Genomic DNA, 23,306 nt, shown 5'->3' on the forward strand with positions numbered 1-23,306 from the left:
CAACTCAATCATGATTAAGAGCAAGTAATATAGGAAGATTTGCGATTAAAGTAAAGCAGGAAGAAATGGCAGGGGCGGAGAGATTCGAACTCCCAACCGTCGGTTTTGGAGACCGCTGTTCTACCAATTGGAACTACGCCCCTGCAATGACGACGAATTATATAGAGCTTTTTTCAAAGGTAAAGTAAAAAAACACAGTTTTTAGTTTAACTGCTTCTTAAATAAACAAAACGGCGAATTAGCAAGCTAATTCGCCGTTTTGATTTTTTGCGACTCGTCGCTTTGAATATTGAAATGCACAAGGCATGAGAAAATAGGAAGCCATTAATTAACTAAAATTAAAGCCAATGTTACTTATTCGCAATTTATTGAGTATCAACAGTGACCGCCCTTGAAAAAGGAACATGTGATGACCACTTTAACCTTATGATTAATAGACACAGTAATCACATTTCATATTCATGCTTTTCAGAAATAACAACTGAATAAGCAAATACAAAAAATAGGTACCAGCAGGAGGGATTCAGCCTCCCCTACTTTGCTCAGAAAAATTGGGGGTGAGGCCATCCTATGGCATTCTGCTGAAAACAACATTGAGAGGTTAAAATGAGCCAATTATTTAGTGCCGCGAAGATCGGAGAGCTCAATCTTACAAACCACATAGTTATCGCACCAATGTGTCAATACTCCGCCGAATCTGGACAGGCTAGCTCCTGGCACCGCATGCACTATGGTTCGCTGGCAACGTCTGGCGCTGGATTGCTAATTTTGGAGGCCACAGCTGTTGAACCTATTGGCCGTATTTCTGCGGGAGATTTAGGACTGTGGGATGACGCGACAGAAGCCGCATTAGACAGTATTTTGTCTGATGTTCGCGCTTGGTCTCCCATTCGTATAGGTATTCAGCTTGGTCATGCCGGGCGAAAGGCTTCTTGTCATGTGCCATGGCAGGGAGGTCATAAATTGACGATGGATGAAGGTGGCTGGCAAACGGTTGCTCCTTCTGCGTTGGGCTTCAATGAGCAAGACGAAACGCCAGAGTCACTCGACTTAGCGGGTCTTGCGCGTATTAAACAGGCGTTTGTTGACAGCGCAATTCGTGCAGTACGTGTAGGAATTGATCTAATAGAAATCCATGCGGCGCATGGTTACCTACTCCACCAATTTCTTTCTCCACTAAGTAACCAAAGGCAGGACCAATATGGAGGTTCGCTGGAAAATCGCCTGCGCTTTCCACTTGAAGTATTTGAAGCTGTGCGTAAAGCCATCCCTTCTTCAGTTCCGATTGGAGTTCGTCTCTCGGCAACTGACTGGGTTGATGACGGTTGGGATGTTGAGCAATCGATTGTGTTTGGTCAGCAACTGGAACAGCTGGGTTGTGACTATCTGCATGTTTCCAGTGGTGGGCTTTCGCCGCAGCAATCCATTGATGTAAAACCAGGGTATCAGCTTCCGTTTGCTAGTGCCATTCGCCAACAACTTACAATACCGGTAATAGGTGTAGGCTTAATCACCGAGCCACAGCAGGCTGAAGAAGCGCTGAAACAAGGGGATGCCGATTTGGTTGCATTAGGTCGCTCTGTGCTTTTTAATCCGCATTGGCCTTGGCAAGCTGCCGTTGCGCTAGGTGCTCAGGTTCAGGCTCCGCCTCAATATTTGCGTTCTGAACCACATGGCTCGAAAGGCACGCTTGTTTAACCTTAAATATTTAACAGACTGACTACAACGCGCACAAAATTTAAACGGTGGGCTATCGATACTTCTCCATTTTCTTTGTACCAAGATGGAAACTGTTATGAAGTATCTGAAGCTCAGCAAAAAAACTCGTACTGTGCTACATATTCTGTGTAATCAAAGACTCAAAGCTATTGCTGCTTAGTCATTAACCGTCACATTTGTCACGAGAGTTTAAGCTTCATGGCTAACAACAGTGTTAACAGGAAGACCTTGTCTCTTAATCACAAACTCTTATCAGCACAAATGTGTGCTGTGTTCAGCCTCTTTGGTTGGCTATTTACTCAGATTTGGCACGCTTATGCAGAGTTAGAGCTGTTGTCGATTTCTGGATATGCTGATTTCTGAAAACCAACAGTTATTATCCCTATAAAAAATGCCAGTCAGTAAAACTGACTGGCATTTTTTATTGGCTTAAGGCTTTATTAGCTCTTTTTAGCTAGCCCTATTCCCATTCGATTGTTGCCGGTGGTTTACCTGAAATATCGTAAACAACACGTGAGATACCATCGATTTCGTTGATGATACGGTTAGAAACCACACCTAAGAACTCATAAGGTAAGTGTGACCAACGTGCCGTCATAAAGTCGATAGTTTCAACACAACGTAGTGATACAACCCAGTCGTATTTACGCGCATCACCCATTACACCTACCGATTTAACTGGTAAGAATACAGTGAATGCTTGGCTTACTTTGTGGTAAAGCTCAGCTTTGTGTAGCTCTTCGATAAAGATAGCATCTGCGCGACGTAGTAAGTCACAGTACTCTTTCTTGATTTCACCAAGTACACGAACACCTAAACCAGGACCCGGGAATGGGTGACGGTAAAGCATGTCGTAAGGTAGACCAAGCTCAAGGCCAATTTTACGTACTTCATCTTTGAATAGCTCACGTAATGGCTCTACAAGACCCATTTCCATGTCGTCTGGTAAACCACCTACGTTGTGGTGAGATTTGATTACGTGTGCTTTGCCTGTTGCTGATGCAGCAGATTCGATTACGTCTGGGTAGATAGTACCTTGACCTAACCATTTAGCGCTTTTCAGCTTTTTAGCTTGCTCGTCAAATACTTTAATGAAAGTATGACCAATCGCTTTACGCTTATCTTCTGGGTCTGACTTACCAGCTAAGTCTGCTAAGAATTGATCTTCAGCATCTACTTTAACAATGTTTAGGCCAAACTTGTTGCCAAACATGTCCATAACTTGCTGACCTTCGTTTAAACGAAGTAGACCGTTATCAACGAATACACACGTTAACTTGTCGCCGATTGCACGGTGAATAAGCATAGCTACAACAGATGAATCAACACCACCTGATAAGCCTAAGATAACTTCGTCGTCACCCACAGTTTCTTTAATACGCTCGATAGCATCATCGATAATTTTAGCTGGTGTCCATAGCTTTTCACAGCCACAGATATCAATTGCAAAACGCTCAAGTAAACGTTGACCTTGATGAGTGTGAGTTACTTCTGGGTGGAACTGTACGCCGTAGAAACGCTTTTCTTCCCAAGACATTGCAGCATGTGGACATGTTGATGTTTTAGCAGTAGTTTTGAAAGTATCTGGAATTTCCATTACTTTATCGCCGTGGCTCATCCAAACGTCTAGTACGCCAGCACCGCCGTCAGTAATGTGGTCTTCGATAGCATCGAATAACGCACAGTTACCTACTTTCTCAACTTGCGCATAACCAAACTCTTTCTTATCAGAGCTGTGTACGCTACCACCCAGTTGCGTTGCCATTGTTTGCATACCGTAACAGATACCAAGTACTGGAACGCCTGCGTTAAATACATACTCAGGAGCACGTGGGCTGTTTTCAAGTGTTGTAGACTCAGGGCCACCCGACAAAATAATACCTTGTGGATTAAATTCGCGGATTTGCTCTTCAGTTACATCCCATGCCCATAGCTCACAGTAAACACCAATCTCACGTATACGACGTGCGATTAACTGTGTGTATTGCGAACCAAAATCTAAAATGAGAATTCGTGAATCGTGAATGTCTTTGCTCATGGAGTATCTCGTTAGTCAGGAACTGCTCCCCCAAAGGGAGATGATCAATAAATTAGGGCTAGCAAATGCTAGCCCATGTAATTTCAATACCTTAAGGTAATTAACCTAAGCGGTAGTTTGGCGCTTCTTTGGTAATTTGCACGTCGTGAACGTGTGACTCACCCATACCAGCTGAAGTAACGCGAACAAATTGAGGTTTAGTATTTAACTCTTCAATTGTTGCACAGCCCGTTAAGCCCATTGCGCTGCGAAGACCGCCCACCTGTTGGTGAATGATTGTCGCGATAGGACCTTTATAAGCAACACGGCCTTCGATACCTTCAGGAACAAGCTTGTCTGCTTCGTTCGATTTTTGGAAGTAACGGTCTGATGAACCTTCTTTTTGGTTCATAGCGCCAAGGCTACCCATACCACGGTAAGACTTGTAGTAACGACCTTGGTATAGCTCAACTTCACCCGGTGCTTCTTCAGTACCCGCTAACATTGACCCCACCATTACACATGATGCACCGGCAACAAGTGCTTTTACGATGTCACCAGAGAAACGAATACCACCGTCAGCGATAACAGGAATATCGCGGCCTTTTAAGCCTTCAACTGCGTCAGAAATAGCCGTAATTTGTGGTACACCACAACCTGTTACGATACGAGTAGTACAAATAGAACCAGGGCCAATACCTACCTTAACAGCGTCAACACCTGCATCAGCAAGAGCAATCGCACCTTCAGCTGTTGCAACGTTACCTGCTACGATTTGTAAATCTGGGTATGTTTGACGTGTTTGAGCAACACGGTCGATTACACCTTGTGAGTGGCCATGTGATGTATCGATAAGTAATACGTCAACACCTGCTTCAACAAGGGCTGCGATACGCTCGTCAGTACCAGGACCAACACCAACAGCGGCACCTACACGAAGACGACCTTGATCGTCTTTACATGCGTGCGGCTTGTCTTGTGCTTTTTGATAATCTTTTACAGTGATCATGCCTTTTAATTTAAATGCATCATCAACAACAAGAATTTTTTCGATACGGTGCTCGTGCATTAGACCTAAAATCTCATCACGGTCTGCACCTTCTTTTACAGTAACTAACGATTCTTTTTTCGTCATTACTGTAGAAACTGGCTGTTCAAGCTTAGTTTCAAAACGCATATCACGGCTTGTAACAATACCTACAAGGTTATTGTCAGCATCGGTTACAGGGAAACCTGAAAAACCTTTTTCTTCTGAAAGCGCGATAGCATCAGCAATTGTAAGATCCGCAGTCACAGTAACAGGGAAAGAAACAATACCTGCTTCGTACGTTTTTACTTTGCGTACGTTTTTAGCTTGCTCTTCAATTGTCATGTTTTTGTGGATGAAACCTAACCCGCCTTCTTGCGCTAAAGCAATCGCTAAGCGAGCTTCTGTAACAGTATCCATAGATGCTGAAACTAGCGGCAAGTTAAGATTGATACCACGCGTTAAACGAGTTGAAATATTTGCCGTGTGTGGCAAAACAGTAGAATGACCTGGTACTAAAAGTACGTCGTCAAAGGTAAGAGCTTCTTTAGCGATTCTTAGCATAGTGCAACTTCTCACATGTGGATCTGAGTATAAGGAATTGCGGCCAAATTTTATCAGCGTTGTTGGCACGAGTAAATAAAATTATTCATTTATTTGTGTTAAAGTACACACAGATTTTTTTACTGGGGTTTTTAATGGCTTTCACGCAATCAACACAGCCTGTTTATACAGTCTCGCGACTAAATAAAGAAATTCGTCATGTTTTAGAGCAAGGCTTTTCGTCGCTGGTATTAAACGGCGAAATTTCTAACTTTATTGCCCCAGCCTCAGGACATTGGTACTTCACATTAAAAGACGACCGAGCACAAGTAAAAGCAGCGATGTGGCGTGGCAATAATCGCGGTCAAACGTTCCGCCCGAGCAATGGTGCACAAGTGACCGTTCGCGCTCGCGTGTCATTGTATGAGCCCCGCGGTGATTATCAGCTGATTGTTGAACACATGGCCCCTGCCGGTGAAGGCTTATTAAAACAAGAATTTGACGCCCTTAAAATGCGCTTAGCTGCAGAAGGTCTATTTAGCTCAGCCCACAAAAAGCCATTACCAACCAATATAAATCGTGTTGGGGTGATCACCTCTGCCACAGGGGCTGCTATTCGCGATATTCTTACTGTATTAAAACGCCGCGCTCCGCAGCTTGAAGTCGTGATTTACCCAGCAATGGTGCAAGGTGCAGATGCCCATAGCCAACTAATAGAAAAAATAAACATCGCCAACCAGCGTAACGAAGTAGATGTTCTTATATTAGGTCGCGGTGGTGGCTCACTCGAAGATTTGTGGTGCTTTAACCATGAGCAATTGGCTCGTGCCATTTTTGCAAGTCACTTACCCATCGTTAGCGCCGTTGGTCACGAGGTCGATACCACGATTAGTGATTATGTCGCCGATATTCGCGCAGCCACTCCTTCAGCTGCTGCGGAGCTTGTTAGCCCAAACAGCGAAGAGCTGCACAACAAAGTTAAGCAGTTAGTTAGACACTTAAATCATGCCTTTAAACATTCATTGGCAGTAAAACGCAGTACCGCAACGCAATTTGAGCACCGCTTACAGCTTTGTCATCCGCGTAATCAACTCAATCAACAAGCGCAAAAATTAGATGAGCTAAGTTTAGCCTTACACGGCGCGATGAATAGTAAAATTCAGCGATATGAGCGAGTACTTGCTAACTTAACACCACGCTTAATGCAACGTTCTCCTGAAAAGCAGTTAGCTAAGAGCGAGCATCAGCTGGCGCAATTACATGCTAGGCTTACACAGGCAATGCAACAACAGCTTTCAGGTTCTCGAAACAAGCTTTCATTACAGGCGAGTCGTTTAGATTCTGTGAGCCCGCTCAGTGTGTTGGCGCGTGGTTACAGCATTACTAAAAACCAACAAGGTGGGGTGGTGAAATCGGTTAACGATGTAAGTTCTGGTGAGCTTATAACTACTGAACTTGCCGATGGTCAACTGCAATCAAAAGTTGTATAAAATTACTCCGTGCTTGCAATAATGGTTAGGCTATCGTCACTTGAGGTGGTGGAAGTAAATTTAAATTGCTTCCACCAGCTTTGCTCCACCATTTTATCGGTCATGTTACGCCAATAATGGCTTGGCAACTCATCAACCCCCTCTGGTTGCAGCAGTTTAAACTGACAAACTGAGCTTTTGCATCTAGAGATACTCAATTCTGGCTGCACGGGTAAGTCTGCCATAATTAAAAAGTCGCTCATGGCTGTTTCAATTTGGTAAGCCCACGCCTCATCTCGAGATTGCTCTTCTAATAAAGTATAAAGATCCTCTAGATGTGAGTTGATTTGCTGCGGAGGTATCGCACTTGAACGGTAACTGGCAATCACCGCTTGTTGGTTTTCGACTTGTAACTTCAGCTCTGCGACTTGTTGCTCAAGCTCGCTTTCGCTAACAGCTACTGAATTAACTTCAGCGACTTGTTTTTTAATAACAGGCGCTACAGCAGTGGCTTGCTGCTCAGGGGCTTCCATTGTTTGCATTTCAACAAATTCTTGCTGATAAGTTTGCGGCTGATGCTGTGGGTCAGGTTGAAAAAATGACATGGTTACAGCGCCACAAATAAATGACGCTATAACAGCTAATCCAAAAGATAATTTAGACAATTCCATTGCACTTTATTGGTGTAAAACTACAACATAGCACTGGTGTGCGATGCATTACTAGCGGTAGTCGTACCATCATCTAAAAAGTTTTGGTTCATGCTTTCTGCTGGGCAAGGGCAGCTTGGTTTACCCACAACTTTAGCTGGTACACCAACAACCGTAGTGTGTGCTGGAACCGCACTCAGCACCACAGAATTGGCACCAATACGCGCCCCCTCACCTACTTCGATGTTACCCAGTACTTTTGCACCCGCGCCAATTAATACGCCGGCACGAATTTTAGGGTGGCGATCACCTTGCTCGTTACCTGTACCACCTAAGGTTACTGATTGAAGAATCGATACGTTATCTTCGATAACCGCTGTTTCACCAATTACAATCCCAGTTGCATGGTCAAACATAATACCATGGCCAACTTTACAAGCAGGATGGATATCAACGCCAAAAACCTCTGAGGTTCTACTTTGAATGAAGCGAGCAAGCTCTTTTCGGTTTTGTTGCCATAAGCAGTTTGCGAGTCGATGAGCCTGAATTGCATGGAAGCCTTTTAGATTAAGAATGACAGTTAAGTAACTATCGGCTGCAGGGTCGCGATCTTTAACTGCTTTTATGTCATGAGCAACATGCGTTAGCATTAAGTCACATTTAACAAAGGCTTGGTCGAATAATTCACGAATAGTAAACGCCGAAACCACCGCATCAGCGAGTTTATTAGCAACAATAAAACTCAGCGCTGAACCTAAACATTCATGATTTAACACACACGAATAAACGTGACTTGCTAAAAGCGGTTCACGGGAAACGACTTCGTTTGCTTCTTCACGGAGCTTTTGCCAAATTTCATGACGCATAATATTGCCTTTCTGGTTGTACCTAACTGCTAAGGCTTAAGTTTAACGGATTTGTAGCAAGATGTACTAACCCGTTGTTTATTTGTTCTGGTTATATCTAATAACCAGAGTAGCAAAACCACTTTTTGCTCATTTTAAGGGAGTTTTAAGGCTATCTCATATGACAGAAGCAAACTCAGAGCTGAAGCCAACAGTTAAATTAAACTTCTTATATTTCAATAACAAAACAGATATGACATCTTACCTGTCATATGCCAAAATAGGCACTGGCATATCGCTGACGGCGTAAAAAACAAAAATAATCATTAAATTTACATCATCAACTTAACAAGGAAACGATGATGAAAAACGACGTACTAAACTCACATAAACTAGGTTATAAATTTTACTTTCAAGATGGTGATAACCAAATCGCATGCTTTGGTCACATCATGAGCGGTAAAGAACAAATATATGTAAACGACGAATTGGTTAGTGAAAAGCGCAGCTTCGGCTTTAAAAGTCATCACGACTTTAACTACCAAGATACTGCTTATGCTGTCGATTTTGAGATGCAAAACATACTCACAGGCAAGCTTGAATGTTCGTTTTACAAAGCTGGTAAATTAGTAAAACAAAGCACACAAACCGCGCTTACTGATAACCCAAAACAAGTGGCTATGGTTACCTTAGGCTGTTTTATTGGTGGTGCAATATTTGGTTACGCAGTCGTTACTTTCATTGAACCGTTTCTTGGGAAGTAACTGATGCAGCTGAATCCCAATACAATCAAGACGCTTAGACTTAAATTCGATTGGACGCAGCAGCAATTGGCCGATGCCTGTGATGTAAGCCTACGTACCATTCAGCGAGTTGAAAAAGAAGGTGCGGCATCAAAAGAAACCACCATGAGCCTATGCGCAGTATTTGAAGTACGCCAAGGTGAGCTAATTAAACTCGATGACGATGTATCTGAACAAAGCGCAACACACGCAGTGAGTAAGCAAAATCTCGCTGCAATCGTAGCGGCTTCTTCGTTTATTAGTTTTGCTCTTGGTATGGCGACGGTATTAGTTATTTTTTAGGAGCAGCCAATGACCAAGGAACAACGTGGCTATGCAACACTTATAGCCTTCATGAAAGTAGCAATATTGTGCGGCATTGCCGTGAAAATTGCCTCTTTATTTTAATAAGTTCTCTGTCAGAGTTGAGCCTCGGGCTTGATTCTGACACGAAGCTGCATCCCAAAACGACGTAATTTTCTAAAATACGTTTTGCCACCTTCCTCGCTATTATCAGACGTATCCATATATTCTTAAAAAGCAGCAGCACAGAAAAGCTAGCTATTTAGGATTATTTTTTACGACCATAACAGTGAAAACTTATCATTTGTTGCTAATCTTACATAAGTGGTATTGGCTGGGTAATAATGTGGTTGAGTCAAAAGAATTCTTAAAATTAATACTCGATAGCATCTCTGAGCATATCGTAGTTATCAATGAACTAGGTGATATCATCTTTGTTAATCGCAGTTGGCAGACTTTTGGCCAAGATAATAATTGCAGTTGTGACGTGCAGTGGCGCCAACAAAACTATTTAGCAATTTGTGAATCAGCTGCAAAACAAGGTGATGAATTTGGTATAAAAGCACTCGCAGGCCTACAAAAAGTCATCAACAGTCAACAGCAAGAATACTATTTAGAATACCCTTGCCACAGTGATACTGAAAGCCGCTGGTTTTTGATGCGTGCAGTACCACTAGAATATCAATCACAGCGCTATGTCGTTATTAGTCACTTAAACATTACTGAAAGAATGCGAGCAGAACAGCAATTAAAAATGCTCGCGCACATTGACGGCCTTACTCAACTTGCGAATCGTCGCCATTTCGACAATTTCTTTGAACAAGAATGGAGTCGCTGTTTACGTTTAAAACAGCCCATTTCTATAGCCATGATTGATCTTGACCATTTCAAGTTGCTTAATGATAACTTTGGCCATTTAGTCGGCGATATTTGCTTAAAAAGTCTAGCAAACTTGCTTACACAATTTGCCCGCAGACCCAGTGATTTATGTGCAAGATACGGGGGAGAAGAATTTGTATTAGTTTTGGGTAACACACATAGCGAGCAGGCCTATCAACTACTCTCTCGGTTTATGACGCAATTAACCGAGCTACATATTGAAGAGTTGCATAATCAACAACTAACCGTAAGTATTGGTTTAGCAACTTTAGTGCCTGGTTTTTTAGACAATGCGACCACGTTAATTGACATGGCTGACAAAGCCCTTTATCAAGCAAAAGAAACAGGTCGAAACAAGCTAGTTGTTGCACAAACACAAACTGACATTGTGAGCAAAATGCCCCTAACTAGGGGCATTGAATAGCGGTTATTGGAATACCTTTTCAACATCAAGTACGCTGATATTTTTTGCAGGTATCGCAAGTTTATAGTCAGCAATCAGTTTGTCTTCAGCAACAAGCTCTGCTGGTTTTTCAGCGTTATACACCATAGGTGATGTTTGCTCTGAGGCTAGGCGTTTTTGCATGTCTTTGCCATCACCGGTAATAAACACATAGTGAATATTCTCAGTTTGCAGGTTATCGCGAATAACACGGTTAACATCATCAAGGGTTAGCTTTTCAAGCTTGCCGCGCACATAGTCAACAAAGCTCTCAGTGTTGTAGAACTCACTATCAAGCGCATAGCCTAATTGGCGATCTTGGCTTGCAACCATTTGTGGCACAAAGTTAATTAAGAAGTTACGAGTCGCTTCAAAATCTTCTTTGCTGATGCCATTTTTAATTAGCTTATCAAGCTCAAATAACGCTGTACGCGTTGCAAAGTGCGCATCGTTGTTAGAACGAAGCGGACGTAACCATACTTGGAAAATTTGCTCTGAACGACCTAAATTAGCATCAGGTTTTGTTTGGAACATACCACGCGGGAAGTACTCAATATACGCGTAGTCACCATAGTTCATACCACGTGTTTGACGAATGCGCTGATACAAGAAGCTGTTTGAGCTGCGGTGTTCGCCAAAGTAAGAGCGAACTAACCAAAGCGCTGTCCAGTCATCGCTGCTACGAATAGTATCGATTGGGAAACCAAATGATACAGCGGTAGATTGCGCTGATTTTTCAACAATAGTCGCATGATGACCTTTTAGCGCTGGTGCATCTGGGATCATTAAGCGGCTTTCTTTACCTTGTGGAAGCGATGTTAAATCTTTCATCATTGCTGATTTAACTTCACTTGGAATAGCACCAATTAAACCAACCGTTAATTTTGATTGAGTAAACTGCTTAGCATAAAACGCTTTCACATCGTCAAGTGTCAACGCTTCAAGGTCTGATAAATCACCATAGTTATAGCTTTCGTATGGGTGACCTTTATAAAGCTGATGATAAAGCACTTCTTTACCTAACTCTTCGTCATTTGATGCTTTAAGGCCTGCTTTAATGCTATCGATAAGCTCTTTTTTCAGACGCTTGAAATCATCTTCTCTAAAGCCAGGGTTTAACAACTGGTCGCTAACAAGTGCATACCACTTCGCTGCATTGTCTTTGTGCACACGGCCACGTATTGAAATCATTTCTTTATCGATTTGATAGCCAAAGCTTCCCGCCAATGGGTATAAGGCTTTTTGAATATCTTTATAGCTCATAGTTTCTGAGCCACCTTGCGCTATCATCGCAGCAGTGAGTGCAGCTAAACCTTTTTTACCTTGTGGATCAGCCGCTGCACCGGTATTAAATAACCAGTTAACATCAACTAAAGGTGAGCTATTTGTTTTATCAAGTACTTTAAAGTGACGTTCTGTTGGGGCTTGTTCAATACTTGCAACCAGCGCGTTTAAATCAACCTCTTGTTCAAAACCAGCCACTTTATCAAGCGCCGACATTGTCACAGTAGTGCGGCTTGAATCAACAAAATACTTGTTTGCTACCGCTTTGATATCTTCAGGAGTGATGCTATCAGCAGTTGCGTACAGTTGGTTAATAACCTCAGGGTCGCGCTCAAAATGCATGTAGCTTGCAAGCGTTGACGCAATTGACTGCGATGAATCAAGACCATTAATAAAGCTGTATTTAAGGTTTGATTTTAAATCCGCTAACTTTTGTGCATCAACTAACTCAGTACGTGCTTGTGCATAAGTACGGTTAATCGCATCACGGGCTTTAGCAAGGTCCGCTTCGTTTTCGACTTTTACAAACACATGTAATAAACCCGGATCTTTAGTATCTGGGTTATAGGTAAACATTTGGCTAGCAATTTGTTTATCAACAACAAGCTCTTGATAAAGTGCCGAGTTGTTAGAGAAATAAAGCTGCGAGATTAAATCAAGGGCTGCACGGTCTTTTTGGGTTGGATCCCATGCCGTGCCTTTGTAAGACACAAGCAACCAGTGACCTGGTAAACCATCATTTTTTTCATGTACATATTTTGCAGCTTGTTGTTTTGGCTCAACAGGAATTTCTGCTTGGTAATCGCCCTTTTTCCAGTTACCCCAATGCTTTTTCACCATTGCCATGGTTTCTTGTGGATCAACATCACCAACAATGACTAAAGATACATACTCTGGTTTATAAAATTTAGCGAAAAACTCTTTACCATATGCCATTTGATCAGGCATAGCTTCAATGTCTTCAAAAAAGCCCATCGTGGTATGCTTATACGTGTGCTTTTCGAATGCTTCGTTACGAACAGCAGAAAGTAACTTGCGAATTGGGCTGGCATTATTCTTTAGATACTCACCTTTAACAGTAAGCGCTTCAGTGCGGAACTGTTCTTCACTGTATGTGAGGTTTTGGAAAATATCGGCTTCGATTTCGAGTACTTTGTCTAAGTGCTCTTTTGAAAAGTTTAAGTGATAGTTAGTGTAATCGTTGGTCGTGTACGCGCGATTATCAACACCTGAATTCTTTAAAATATCTGAATACACATCTTGCGGGAATTTTTCAGAGCCTTTAAACATCATATGCTCAAAGAAGTGTGCAAAACCGGTTTTACCTGCTTCAACTTCGTTACGTGAACCTACCGATACCGGAATTTGCAGTGAAACTACATCTGGGTAATCGGTTTTTACCACCATCACGCGAAGGCCATTATCAAGCTCTTCTAAAAGGTAGTCTTGGCTGAATACACGACTATCGTCTTGGCTTGCTAGCTGCTCAATTTCGACTTCTTTAACCATAGTTGACTGTGAATTACTCGCGCAGCCACTTAGTGCTAGCGTTACAGCAACACTGGTTGCTAGTAATCTAAATTTCATAATGTTCCCTTGTTAGTTATTTTTTTCATGATCATTGCTGATTGATTATGCATCAAAGTGCCAGAAAATATGAGAGCCAGTGCAATAATTTATGTAAACAGGTGTGTCAATTTAGCGAAACGCTCGGCTTTCAATATGAGTAAAATTCATAGTCATTGAAAAACTTTCATGAAAAAAATCTATCTAGACGTCTAAATGGCTGCTATATTGTTTGTCATAGACATGAGCACGAGCTGGAATGAGGATTATGGCTTTATCACTACAAGAGAAAATTGAAGACACCAATCAAGGCGTCTACCTAATTGGTACTACACCACCAAAATCAGGCACAGATAAAGCCACATTAGAAACTATTGCGCAGAAGCTTCTTGGTCGTTTACACGAAATTGAATACGATGGTGTAATCATTTATGACATTCAAGATGAAAGCAGCCGTACAGCGATTCCGCGCCCTTTCCCATTCAAAGAGACTGTCGACCCGCGTGAGTATTCTAAGTTATTACGTAACTTATCTCAGCAAGATGTTATCACCTATAAAAGTGTTGCCCAGCGTGGCGAAGCTGAATTTACCGAATGGCTAAACGAAACTCGTAATGAGTTTGAGTTAAAAAACTTAGTGCTAGTCGGTAGTCCATCATCTGATGGTGATATCAAATTAAGCCTACCTGATGCATACAAAACCTTAGCAGAGCAAGATAGTGATGTATTTTTAGGTGGTGTTACGATTGCTGAGCGCCATGCGAGCAAGCGAAATGAACATGAAAGACTACTTAAAAAAACACAGCAAGGCTGTCAATTTTTTATTTCGCAAGCCGTCTATAATGCCCAAGCGACAATCGACTTGATCACCAGTTATGCTCGTAGCTGTAAAGCACAAGGCTCAATACCAAAACGCATTATTTTAACGTTTACCCCTTGTGGTGGTGAAAAAACTTTAGAGTTTATGGAATGGTTGGGTATTTCTGTACCTGAGGCAACTAAGTACCGTATGCTCGATGCTGCAAATACTTTAAGCGAATCAGTGCGCATCTGCCGTGAAAATCTCGACTTAATTTTACAAAGCTGCGCACATTTAGATGTACCGCTAGGTTTAAATATTGAGAGCTTAACTAACCGTAAAGAAGAAATTGATGCATCAATCAATCTTTACCGTTTACTAAAAGCAATCATGGAATTAAACCTAGCTGAGAAGCAAATAGCTTAGCGTGCCGCCTTCGAGGCTTGCTTTTTCTCATACATATCTTCATCTGCCCGCTTTAATAGCTCAGCAAAGTTTTCTTTTGGCTGAGCTATTACCCCTGAGCCAATACTTAAACTTGTGACAGGAATGCCCCGCTTTTCTAAATTTATCTGAAAAGCGGTATTAAGCTTATCAGCTATACTATCGATGCAATCACCGGGCTGGATTTGCAATAAGGCAATAAACTCATCGCCCCCTAAGCGGCCGATAATATCGGTTTCTCGTAGGCACTCTTTCATGGTGTCGGCTAAACAAATCAAAGCTAAGTCACCAACTTCGTGACCGTAAGTGTCATTGAGCGGTTTAAAGCTATTTATATCGATAAATAAACAACTAATATCAAAACCAAGACGCTTCGATATATTCAATTTATGTTGGCAAAGTAGGTCTATTGCACGGCGGTTATAAATATTAGTGAGTGAATCAAGCATGGCAATTTCACGCATCTGTGTGAAGTTGTCTAAAAGCGCAAGGTCATCTTCGACCATATCGCGAAGCTGTTCTATCAATTCTAAAAAGCTCTGTTGATAATGGGTTTGTTTAAAATCCATTACGCAAAAAGTACCAAACGGATCGCCACTTGGCCAGCTAATAGGCACCCCAAGATAAGACTCAAAGCCATCTTTTACTAGCGGGCAGTCATCCCATTGCTGGTCTTGACTAGCATGATCAACATACAGCGGTGCCATATCACGCAGTACTTTTTTACAGAAAATATTATCGTCAGCACTTAACTCGGCCCCCGCCTCATAGGGGTTTTCTTGCTGCTCACTGGAGACGATAATGCGATAAACATTATCAGTTTTGTGGACTATAAAGCCCGCGGGTGCAGAAAACAGCTCAGTCATGAGATCTATTGTTTTCTGCCACTTTGCTAAGGAGAATTGCTTATCTGCGCGGCGAAACGTCCATTTATTCTCTTCTAACATACTAAACTCTCATCTTTAGCCAGAGGATAGTATAAATATATGCCAAATTTAGGAACGTCTCCTACTTTTTTGCCCTAAAATGCGTTTTTTATCGCGGGAACGTCGTGCTTTATTCGTATTTTTACGAACCTGTTTTGGCTCTTTTGTTAAGTCCGGCTCATAACCTGGTAACCACTGCGGCGTGAGCCTTGTGTCGAGCAATATATCTATCTCGTCCAGTAACCACTGCTCATCTATGCTAACTAATGACATCGCAACGCCTTTTTCGCCTGCACGCCCTGTGCGACCAATGCGATGTACGTAATCCTCAGCTACATAAGGCAACTCATAGTTAATCACATACTTTAGTGAAGCAATGTCAAGACCACGCGCCGCAACATCCGTGGCTACCAGCACCCTTGTTGCACCTGATTTAAAGTTTTGTAGTGCTTTATCACGCGCTCCTTGGCTTTTATCGCCATGGATAGACTCTGTTTTTAAGCCATCTTTACACATTTCTTTAGCGAGCAAATCAGCAGTTTGTTTAGTGCGAGTGAAGATCAGTACTTGCTGCCAATTTTTCATGCCAATCATATGAGAAACTAACTCTCGCTTACGATCTTCATCAACGGCATAAACTAGCTGCTCAATTTCAACAGCGGCTGAGTTACGCTTATTCACTTCAACTAATTTAGGATCATTCAATAACTGCTTACTGAGTTTAAAAACACTGTCATCAAATGTGGCTGAAAAAAGTAAGGTTTGGCGCTCTTTTGGCACATGACGCAAGATGCGTTTAATCTCATCAATAAAACCCATATCAAGCATGCGATCAGCTTCATCAAATACCAAGGTGCTAATACTTGAGAGTTTAATACTGCCTTTGATCAGGTGATCAAGTAAGCGTCCCGGCGTTGCAACTACAACCTGCGCCCCTTTAATGGCTTTAATTTGCGGACCAATACTAGCTCCGCCATAAGCAAGCGCGGCTTTGATATCAGTGTGCGCAGCGTAGCGCTCTACGCTTGCAAAAACTTGCTGGGCAAGTTCGCGGGTTGGCGTAAGAATAAGCACTTTGACGGCACTTGGTAGCGCTTCTAAGGACAATAGCTTATCTAATAAAGGCAAAACAAATGCTGCTGTTTTACCAGTACCCGTTTGTGCGCTGCCCATTACATCAGCACTAGCCAAAATAAGAGGAATAGTTTGCGCTTGAATAGCCGTTGGGGTGTGATAATTTTCGGCTTGCAATGCTTCTAAAAGCGCTGGTGCAAGATTTAACTCTGAAAAGGTCGCTGCTGACATGATATGAGGTACGTTTACTATAAAAGCGCTATTGTACGCTTAACACAATAAACAAAAAAGGCGCAATTAGCGCCTTTTCTATCAACCGAAAAAATCACACTGGTTTTAATGATTCTTTGCGCTGATTGTAAAAACTAATTAAATCATCAACGGTTGCTTGGCAATAGTCACGAATGCCAGAAACAAGCATGTGCTTTTCACCTGAACCTACTTTCTCGCCATTTTCTAACAAGTTGAAGCGAAGCGTAATTTTGCCGCGCTTACCTGTAAATTCAAAATCAGGCTCAGCAAACTGCAGTTCAGGTGAGCTGATATCTAGGCGGTCAAGGTTGATTAGCATTGACTCGTAAATCACCATTGGGCGCGCGGGGTTAATCATCACGTCTTGCTTACCCATTAGTGGAATGATCACATGCGGGAAAGTGGTGCCAGAAAACTCAACATAATTTTTAATTAAGCTATTTGTTAACTCAGGGCACTGGCTAACAGCCCCTTCTCGTTTCACTTTTAGCATGACTTTTTCGCCATCAGTAATGGCAAACTCATCAGCACCTTCAGGGAAAGTGAGCTTTGAATTTTCATCAACCATACCAGCAAATGTGAATTCCATTTTTTCACTTATGCCATAACGGTTTAAAACCAGCGAAAAAAGTAAATCGCCCGGTACACAAAACTTTTTAGCGTCTTTATCGTGTAATGGATTGAAATCATCAGCCACTAACTTGGCGAAACGACAGCCTTGCTCACGTGAGATTGAAACATAATCAGCATGTTGCTGATAATAAGGACTTAACATATTTGTTCACTGCTTAAACTACTTATAACCTGCCTATACTACCAGAAAAAAAATAAAGAGAGGTCGAATCTGTTAAAATTAAGCAAAGTTACTGAAAACAATAAAGCAAATTTTAGCACTGCAACATTGTATCAATTTGTAGCAAGTGATTAACAAATCCATGCGAATAATAAAGACTTCCCCTCACAAGCCTGTAGTGAAAAACTATTAACTTAAACTAGATAAACATTCACTTCTCTTGATAAAACAACACACTAATGAATCAAAATAAATGACTCAATCTGACAAGCTGAATACATCTAAAGAGGTTGATCCCGCTATTTGTAGCTCAAAGAATAAATAAGGTATGATAATTGTGTTTTTTATCGTGTAATCACCATTTAGGTTGTATAAATAATAATTATAATAAGCGGCAAAGATAAGTACTCAAATGAGTGCTAGTTGGTTACATCAACGTTCGACGGTTAATGTTACTTTGAAAAAAAGACTATTAAAAATCAGAGATGTGCGTAAATGATCAAACGATTATATTTGGCATTGCTGCTTTTGTGTTTCTTTTTTTCGTCGCTGTGTTTGAGTGAAGAGTTTTCTAATCAGCCTTTTTTTAAAGTATCTCCCACCGTTTGTGTCACTGAAGCAAAACAAAAAGCATGTGAATTCAAAATACAAGTTCATTTTCGCATAGCCCCTTTTGATGAGTTATGTTTAGAAGTAACTCAACGCCCTCAGTACACCCAGTGCTACACACAAAATGGCCTAATTGTTGAACAGCTTAATATTAAAACAAAGCACCCACTGACTATTAAATTAGTAAACCCATTGAGCAATCAAATTGTAAAAAAACAACTACTTTCAATAGCAAATTACGAAGCTAAAGATTACCGCATAAAACGGCGTTTTGGCTGGAGTTTATAATGCAGCATATTTTTTTAATTGAAGATGATGTGAAACTAGCAAGTTTAATTCAAAAGTTTTTCTAAAACATGGCTACACCATAGATGTGTTTAATACTGCTGAGGCCTATCGCAACAGCGACATCACCTTCATGCCTTCACTCATCATATGTGATGTTATGCTACCGGATGGCAATGGCTTTGAGTTAATTTCTCAGTTGAAAGAAAAGTACAGTTGCCCTGTCATTTTTCTAACGGCACTGGATTCTGTGCAATCACAAATTAAAGGCTTAGATCTCGGAGCCTACGACTATCTTGTCAAGCCTATTAAACCTGAGCTATTGCTGGCAAAAATAAAAACAATCATAGCTCATACCATCGGCCAAGATAGCTTTTCAAATGAGTATGACCTACTTCGGATTGACTCAAAGAAAAGAGATATCTTTTTTAAAGGTAAAGCACTCAACCTAAACGATAGTGAATTCGAGATCATTGCTTATTTGGCTAAAAACAGTCCGCAACCTGTTTCCCGTGAAGTTTTATTTAAACATGTCATTGGTCGTGAATACGACGGGTTAGACCGTGCTATTGACCTTAAAATCAGCCGCTTAAGAAAGAAACTAAAAGAAACGATTAGCGAGCATAAAGAGTCGCTTGATATAAAATCAGTAAGAGGTAAAGGTTACAGCTTGGATATCTCGCATTAATGAAGCAGCAGTTTTTTAAATTATATTTAATCATCACAGTGAGTCTAATCGCTTTAGTTCTTGCGTTTGGGCAGCTGTATAATGAATTTTTTTCTGAGCATGAGCCGAGTATACAACTCAGCGTCCATGAGCTTACACAAATCGCCGAACATAAAGATTCACGGATCAGCACCTTAAACCAAAATGAGTTAGTGTTACCAAGTTCTTTACAAACTACTTTCGAAAACGATGGCATTATTAGTGTGGTCGAAAATAATCAACAGTTTGTGTATCTCAAAGGCAGCAATGGAACTATTCAAAAAGTAGGCCCGATCACTTTGATTTCGCAGACCAAAACAGACTGGTTTGCGTTCTTTGCTTTTTACCTATTACTCGGCGCTATGATCCTAGTGTTTATTCGCCCCGTGTTTCGTGATTTAAGCTCGTTACAGCGCGCAGCGTACCAATTCAGTAAAAAACCGCAGCGGATCGAGCTTGATATTAAGCCTAACTCGTCGATTGCACCGCTTGCTAGTACCTTTACTCACATGTCTGAACGCATTAACAAATTCGTTCAGCTTCATAATGATTTATCACGTATTATTTCGCATGAAATTCGCACTCCCCTTACACGTATGCGGTTTGCTTTATCCATTGCTGACGTAGAACCAGAGCAAAGTAGCCAAATAGAACGCGATATCGATGAGATTGAACTGCGTTTGGAGCAGTATTTATCGTTTGCTCGCTTAGAGCATCAACAAAGTGTATTTAATCAAGATAAAGTTGATTTAACTAAGCTAATCAATTGTGAAATTGCTAAGTTCGATTTGTATAAAGAGCTCCAATTTATTGCAAAGTTAAAAATAGATACTGCATATTGTGAAGCGAGCTTTATGGCTATTGCAGTGCAAAATTTACTGATCAACGCCACAAAATACGCAAAAAACACTATTCAAATAAGTAGTGAAGAACAAGCAGCCCATTACTCTATAAGCATTACAGATGATGGCCCCGGCTTACCAATAAATGCCGATGCCTTAATAGAGCCTTTTAAACAAGGTGAAGGTGATAAGCTGGCCAGTGGTTATGGATTAGGACTTTATATAGTCCATCGTATCGCTAGCTGGCATGGCGGTAAAATTAGCTTAGCTAATAGCTCAGAAACTGGCGGGGCGAGGATCACTATTCGCTGGCCTAAAAGTGGTAAGTAATCCCAGTAAAACCTGAAAAATAGCCATTTTTATGGATCATTGTTGAATTAGCTAAGTTACTATCAAGCCAAGTGTGCTTTAATTTGAAATCTAAACTTAGACTATCGTTAATTGGGTATTCGTAGCTAATTTTTACGTAATAATTGATGGCACTTTGTAAGTCATAATCAAATACACGGGTTTTACTTTCTGTAGGTGCAACTGTGTAGTAGTAATCAATAAGCTCTTCATTTTTATAAGTAAGGCCCATTTCAACACCTGCGACTCCTGAAAGCAGCTCAAATGCCTGATAACCATTAAACAAAATTTCGTAGCCATTATGCACAGCGGTTACATCATGCACATATGCTGCGCTAAGCCAGATATTATCATATACATTCAATGCAGATGATAAGCCCGCCATGTATGATAGATCACGTTTAATTGGCGTTAAATTTATAGGTGAAGCGGTAGGAATGGTAGGTCGGCCACTGTTTGATCTTATCACACCCACAGCATAGAGCTTATCTATGCCATCTAATTCAAAGAAAAAGCCATCATCGTTAAATCGGCCAAGTAAATCAACGTAAAAACTCTCTGTTTCGAGTAAGCTGTAACCAATAGAAAAATCGTCGAAATACCAATTATCACCATAGTAAGCAAAGCTAGGTAAAATTGGTGAAGTAATATCATCAGCATCAAGAACAGGGTTTTCGATTCCCCCATAGCCCAGAGTAATGCTGGCATGAATTGTCGACTTTTTAATTAATTGCGGCTGTTTATCATCAACCTGCGCAAACGCAGTTGATGCAGTTAAACAACATACTAAGCCAAACAATTTATTCATTAACTTGATTCACCTCGATACCATAATTAAAAACAGTTATGGCAACTATATAATACTAACAATAGCCTACTCTTAACGCTTACAGGTGCGATCATATCGTTTGCCTACATTTTTGTATAATTATTTTCCAGTCTACACTGTTAAAAATAGCTTATGATCCCCTATCAATTAAATCTAACATATTGAATGAAATATAAAATAGTATGTACATTTTGCTACATTGGTTTTCAGTTTTTAGTTATTGATTTTGGTTATTTCAGTAGCCAAATATGAGAGCTAACTTCCAAACCTGTTTTGTAAAAGGTATTACATTTAACTCAGCTTGCTTAAAAACCATCTAACCTGTCAATCAAACATAAAAAAACCGAGCATAAAGCTCGGTTTTTGAAAGTTATATTACGATTAAGCTTGCGGATAATCGCGATAGGCACGTTCGATGTTTTTCGCTTGCTTTTTAGACACACCAATAAGTGCTAATGCTACACGTAAACGAGCACGTGAAAGGTCTGAACCTAAAATTTCCATTGCATCAAGTACTGATGTTGAAGATGTCTTACCTGTAATAGCCACGAAAATTGGCTCAAGGAAGTCTTTAATCTTCAACTCATGGAAAGTTGCAACTTCTTTTGCGATAGCAAAAATCGCTGGTTTTTCCCAACTGCGTAAACCTTCTAATTGCCAGATGAAGAACTGTAATGCTTGACGGATTACATCTTCATCAGCTTTACCCGCTGTTAATAGCGCAGGATCATAGCTTGGAATACCACCCACGAAGTGACCGGCAAGGTCAACCATGTCAGAAAGCGTATTAATACGCGTTTTTGCTTCTGGCAATACTTTGGCGAATAGCTCAGTATTAAATTTCCAATCAACAAAACGTTGCATTAGTTCTGCATCAGATAAGTTTTCACGGATCCACATACCGTTTAACCAGCTAAGCTTATCGATGTCGAAAATAGGGCCGCCAAGCGACACACGTTTCATATCGAAGTGCTCAATCATCTCATCTAAAGTGAACTTTTCACGCTCATCTGGCATTGACCAACCCATACGGCCTAAATAGTTTAATAGTGCCTCTGGTAGGTAACCCATTTCTTTATAGTAGTTGATTGAAGTTGGGTTTTTACGCTTCGATAATTTTGACTTATCTGGGTTACGAAGAAGCGGTAAGTGACCAAGTACTGGCGCTTCCCAACCAAAGTCTTCATATAATTTTAATAGCTTAGGCGCTGAGTTGATCCACTCTTCACCACGGAAAATGTGGCTAATTTGCATGTGGTGATCATCAACAACGTTGGCAAGGAAGTAAGTTGGGAAACCATCGGCCTTAAGTAGCACTTGCATGTCTACATTTTCCCATGGGATCTCAATGTCGCCACGTAGGTAGTCGTTAAACTTAAACGTGCCTTCGCTTGGGATCTTCATACGAATTACGTATGGCTTACCCGCTTCAAGGTTTGCTTTAATTTCATCTTCAGAAAGGTTTAAACCACGACCATCGTATTTAGGGCGCAGACCTTCGGCCATTTGCTCTTCACGCATTTGATCTAGTTCTTCGCTCGTAGCAAAACAATAAAACGCTTTACCTTGTTCAACGAGTTGATGCGCGAATTTCTTATATAAATCGCTACGCTCAGACTGACGGTATGGACCAAACTCACCGCCAACATCGGGACCGTGATCCCAGTTTAAGCCTAACCATTTCAAGCTATCCATAATAGCTTGCTCTGATTCTGGCGTACTACGAACTTGGTCTGTATCTTCAATACGTAACACAAACTCACCGCCTTGCTGCTTAGCAAAACAGTAGTTAAATAATGCGATGTATGCTGTACCTAGGTGCGGATCACCTGTCGGTGACGGAGCAACACGGGTGCGAATTGTCATGGTTATA

General features: G+C 41.2%; 19 protein-coding genes, 1 tRNA gene and 1 pseudogene. 10 read left to right on the forward strand and 11 right to left on the reverse strand.

Going from position 1 to position 23,306, the window contains the following annotated elements:
• Positions 1–66 precede the first annotated feature (66 nt).
• Positions 67–143: transfer RNA gene (locus tag QL229_RS00355), tRNA-Trp, on the reverse strand.
• Between the two features lie 463 nt (positions 144–606).
• Here QL229_RS00355 and QL229_RS00360 point away from each other — a divergent pair.
• Positions 607–1,698 carry an NADH:flavin oxidoreductase/NADH oxidase gene (locus tag QL229_RS00360; protein ID WP_138558357.1) on the forward strand — a complete coding sequence of 364 codons (1,092 nt, stop codon included), beginning with the start codon at positions 607–609 and terminating at the stop codon, positions 1,696–1,698.
• Positions 1,699–2,179: 481 nt separating this feature from the next.
• Here QL229_RS00360 and guaA read toward each other — a convergent pair whose 3' ends face one another.
• Both guaA and guaB read right to left on the reverse strand, forming a co-directional pair.
• On the reverse strand, positions 2,180–3,757 hold the full coding sequence (gene guaA, locus QL229_RS00365) for a glutamine-hydrolyzing GMP synthase (RefSeq protein ID WP_135925945.1): 1,578 nt from the start codon (positions 3,755–3,757) through the stop codon (positions 2,180–2,182).
• A gap of 100 nt (positions 3,758–3,857) precedes the next feature.
• Positions 3,858–5,327 carry an IMP dehydrogenase gene (gene guaB / locus QL229_RS00370; RefSeq protein ID WP_135925946.1) on the reverse strand — a complete coding sequence of 490 codons (1,470 nt, stop codon included), beginning with the start codon at positions 5,325–5,327 and terminating at the stop codon, positions 3,858–3,860.
• Positions 5,328–5,461: 134 nt separating this feature from the next.
• On the opposite strand from guaB, the gene xseA reads away from it, so the two are divergent.
• The gene (gene xseA / locus QL229_RS00375; RefSeq protein ID WP_138558358.1) at positions 5,462–6,796 is read left to right on the forward strand and encodes an exodeoxyribonuclease VII large subunit; all 1,335 of its coding nucleotides are present in this window, start codon (positions 5,462–5,464) and stop codon (positions 6,794–6,796) included.
• Between the two features lie 2 nt (positions 6,797–6,798).
• On the opposite strand, the gene QL229_RS00380 is transcribed toward xseA, so the two are convergent.
• Together QL229_RS00380 and cysE are read right to left on the reverse strand one after the other, a co-directional pair.
• Entirely contained in the window at positions 6,799–7,380 is a 582-nt protein-coding gene (locus QL229_RS00380) for a hypothetical protein (protein WP_138558359.1), read from the reverse strand.
• Positions 7,381–7,466: 86 nt separating this feature from the next.
• Positions 7,467–8,291: a serine O-acetyltransferase gene (gene cysE / locus QL229_RS00385; protein ID WP_135925949.1), complete on the reverse strand. Its 825-nt coding sequence runs from the start codon at positions 8,289–8,291 to the stop codon at positions 7,467–7,469.
• A 341-nt stretch (positions 8,292–8,632) separates the two neighbouring features.
• Between cysE and QL229_RS00390 the strand changes: the two genes are divergently transcribed.
• The 3 genes from QL229_RS00390 to QL229_RS00400 all read left to right on the forward strand — a co-directional run bounded on the left by QL229_RS00390 (position 8,633) and on the right by QL229_RS00400 (position 10,658).
• The gene (locus tag QL229_RS00390; protein ID WP_235403601.1) at positions 8,633–9,034 is read left to right on the forward strand and encodes a hypothetical protein; all 402 of its coding nucleotides are present in this window, start codon (positions 8,633–8,635) and stop codon (positions 9,032–9,034) included.
• A 3-nt stretch (positions 9,035–9,037) separates the two neighbouring features.
• Positions 9,038–9,355: a helix-turn-helix transcriptional regulator gene (locus QL229_RS00395; RefSeq protein ID WP_135925951.1), complete on the forward strand. Its 318-nt coding sequence runs from the start codon at positions 9,038–9,040 to the stop codon at positions 9,353–9,355.
• Positions 9,356–9,644: 289 nt separating this feature from the next.
• Positions 9,645–10,658, forward strand: coding sequence for a sensor domain-containing diguanylate cyclase (locus tag QL229_RS00400; RefSeq protein ID WP_235383280.1), 1,014 nt, complete (start codon positions 9,645–9,647; stop codon positions 10,656–10,658).
• A 3-nt stretch (positions 10,659–10,661) separates the two neighbouring features.
• Here QL229_RS00400 and QL229_RS00405 read toward each other — a convergent pair whose 3' ends face one another.
• Positions 10,662–13,547, reverse strand: a complete 2,886-nt coding sequence (locus QL229_RS00405; protein WP_138558360.1) for a pitrilysin family protein — start codon at positions 13,545–13,547, stop codon at positions 10,662–10,664.
• Between the two features lie 247 nt (positions 13,548–13,794).
• Between QL229_RS00405 and QL229_RS00410 the strand changes: the two genes are divergently transcribed.
• Positions 13,795–14,751, forward strand: coding sequence for a hypothetical protein (locus tag QL229_RS00410; protein WP_138558361.1), 957 nt, complete (start codon positions 13,795–13,797; stop codon positions 14,749–14,751).
• On the opposite strand, the gene QL229_RS00415 is transcribed toward QL229_RS00410, so the two are convergent.
• The 3 genes from QL229_RS00415 to QL229_RS00425 all read right to left on the reverse strand — a co-directional run bounded on the left by QL229_RS00415 (position 14,748) and on the right by QL229_RS00425 (position 17,796).
• Positions 14,748–15,716, reverse strand: coding sequence for a sensor domain-containing diguanylate cyclase (locus QL229_RS00415; RefSeq protein WP_138558362.1), 969 nt, complete (start codon positions 15,714–15,716; stop codon positions 14,748–14,750). The two genes, QL229_RS00410 and QL229_RS00415, sit on opposite strands and share 4 nt — an antisense overlap.
• Positions 15,717–15,764: 48 nt before the next feature.
• Positions 15,765–17,000 carry a DEAD/DEAH box helicase gene (locus QL229_RS00420; protein WP_138558363.1) on the reverse strand — a complete coding sequence of 412 codons (1,236 nt, stop codon included), beginning with the start codon at positions 16,998–17,000 and terminating at the stop codon, positions 15,765–15,767.
• A 94-nt stretch (positions 17,001–17,094) separates the two neighbouring features.
• A complete protein-coding gene (locus tag QL229_RS00425) occupies positions 17,095–17,796 on the reverse strand; it encodes a DUF3581 domain-containing protein (RefSeq protein ID WP_135925956.1) in 702 nt (233 codons plus the stop codon).
• A 513-nt stretch (positions 17,797–18,309) separates the two neighbouring features.
• Here QL229_RS00425 and QL229_RS00430 point away from each other — a divergent pair.
• The 4 genes and pseudogenes from QL229_RS00430 (at position 18,310) to QL229_RS00445 (ending at position 20,586) form a co-directional block, all read left to right on the forward strand.
• Positions 18,310–18,711, forward strand: coding sequence for a DUF3019 domain-containing protein (locus QL229_RS00430; protein WP_135925957.1), 402 nt, complete (start codon positions 18,310–18,312; stop codon positions 18,709–18,711).
• A gap of 64 nt (positions 18,712–18,775) precedes the next feature.
• Positions 18,776–19,036, forward strand: a pseudogene (locus tag QL229_RS00435) (response regulator); the annotation flags it as partial.
• Positions 19,031–19,396: a winged helix-turn-helix domain-containing protein gene (locus QL229_RS00440; protein WP_281546431.1), complete on the forward strand. Its 366-nt coding sequence runs from the start codon at positions 19,031–19,033 to the stop codon at positions 19,394–19,396. The pseudogene QL229_RS00435 and the gene QL229_RS00440, both read left to right, overlap by 6 nt.
• On the forward strand, positions 19,396–20,586 hold the full coding sequence (locus tag QL229_RS00445) for an ATP-binding protein (RefSeq protein ID WP_135925959.1): 1,191 nt from the start codon (positions 19,396–19,398) through the stop codon (positions 20,584–20,586). The genes QL229_RS00440 and QL229_RS00445 overlap by 1 nt, the downstream gene beginning before the upstream one ends.
• Here the strand turns inward: QL229_RS00445 and QL229_RS00450 are convergent.
• Both QL229_RS00450 and gltX read right to left on the reverse strand, forming a co-directional pair.
• Entirely contained in the window at positions 20,570–21,412 is an 843-nt protein-coding gene (locus tag QL229_RS00450; RefSeq protein WP_135925960.1) for a MipA/OmpV family protein, read from the reverse strand. The two genes, QL229_RS00445 and QL229_RS00450, sit on opposite strands and share 17 nt — an antisense overlap.
• Before the next feature lie 402 nt (positions 21,413–21,814).
• Positions 21,815–23,299 (reverse strand): glutamate--tRNA ligase, encoded by a 1,485-nt coding sequence (gene gltX / locus QL229_RS00455; RefSeq protein ID WP_138558364.1) that lies wholly within the window; start codon positions 23,297–23,299, stop codon positions 21,815–21,817.
• Positions 23,300–23,306: the final 7 nt, after the last annotated feature.

Origin of the sequence: Pseudoalteromonas sp. PAR1, assembly GCF_947311895.1 — a bacterium.
Taxonomy (GTDB): domain Bacteria; phylum Pseudomonadota; class Gammaproteobacteria; order Enterobacterales; family Alteromonadaceae; genus Pseudoalteromonas; species Pseudoalteromonas lipolytica_C.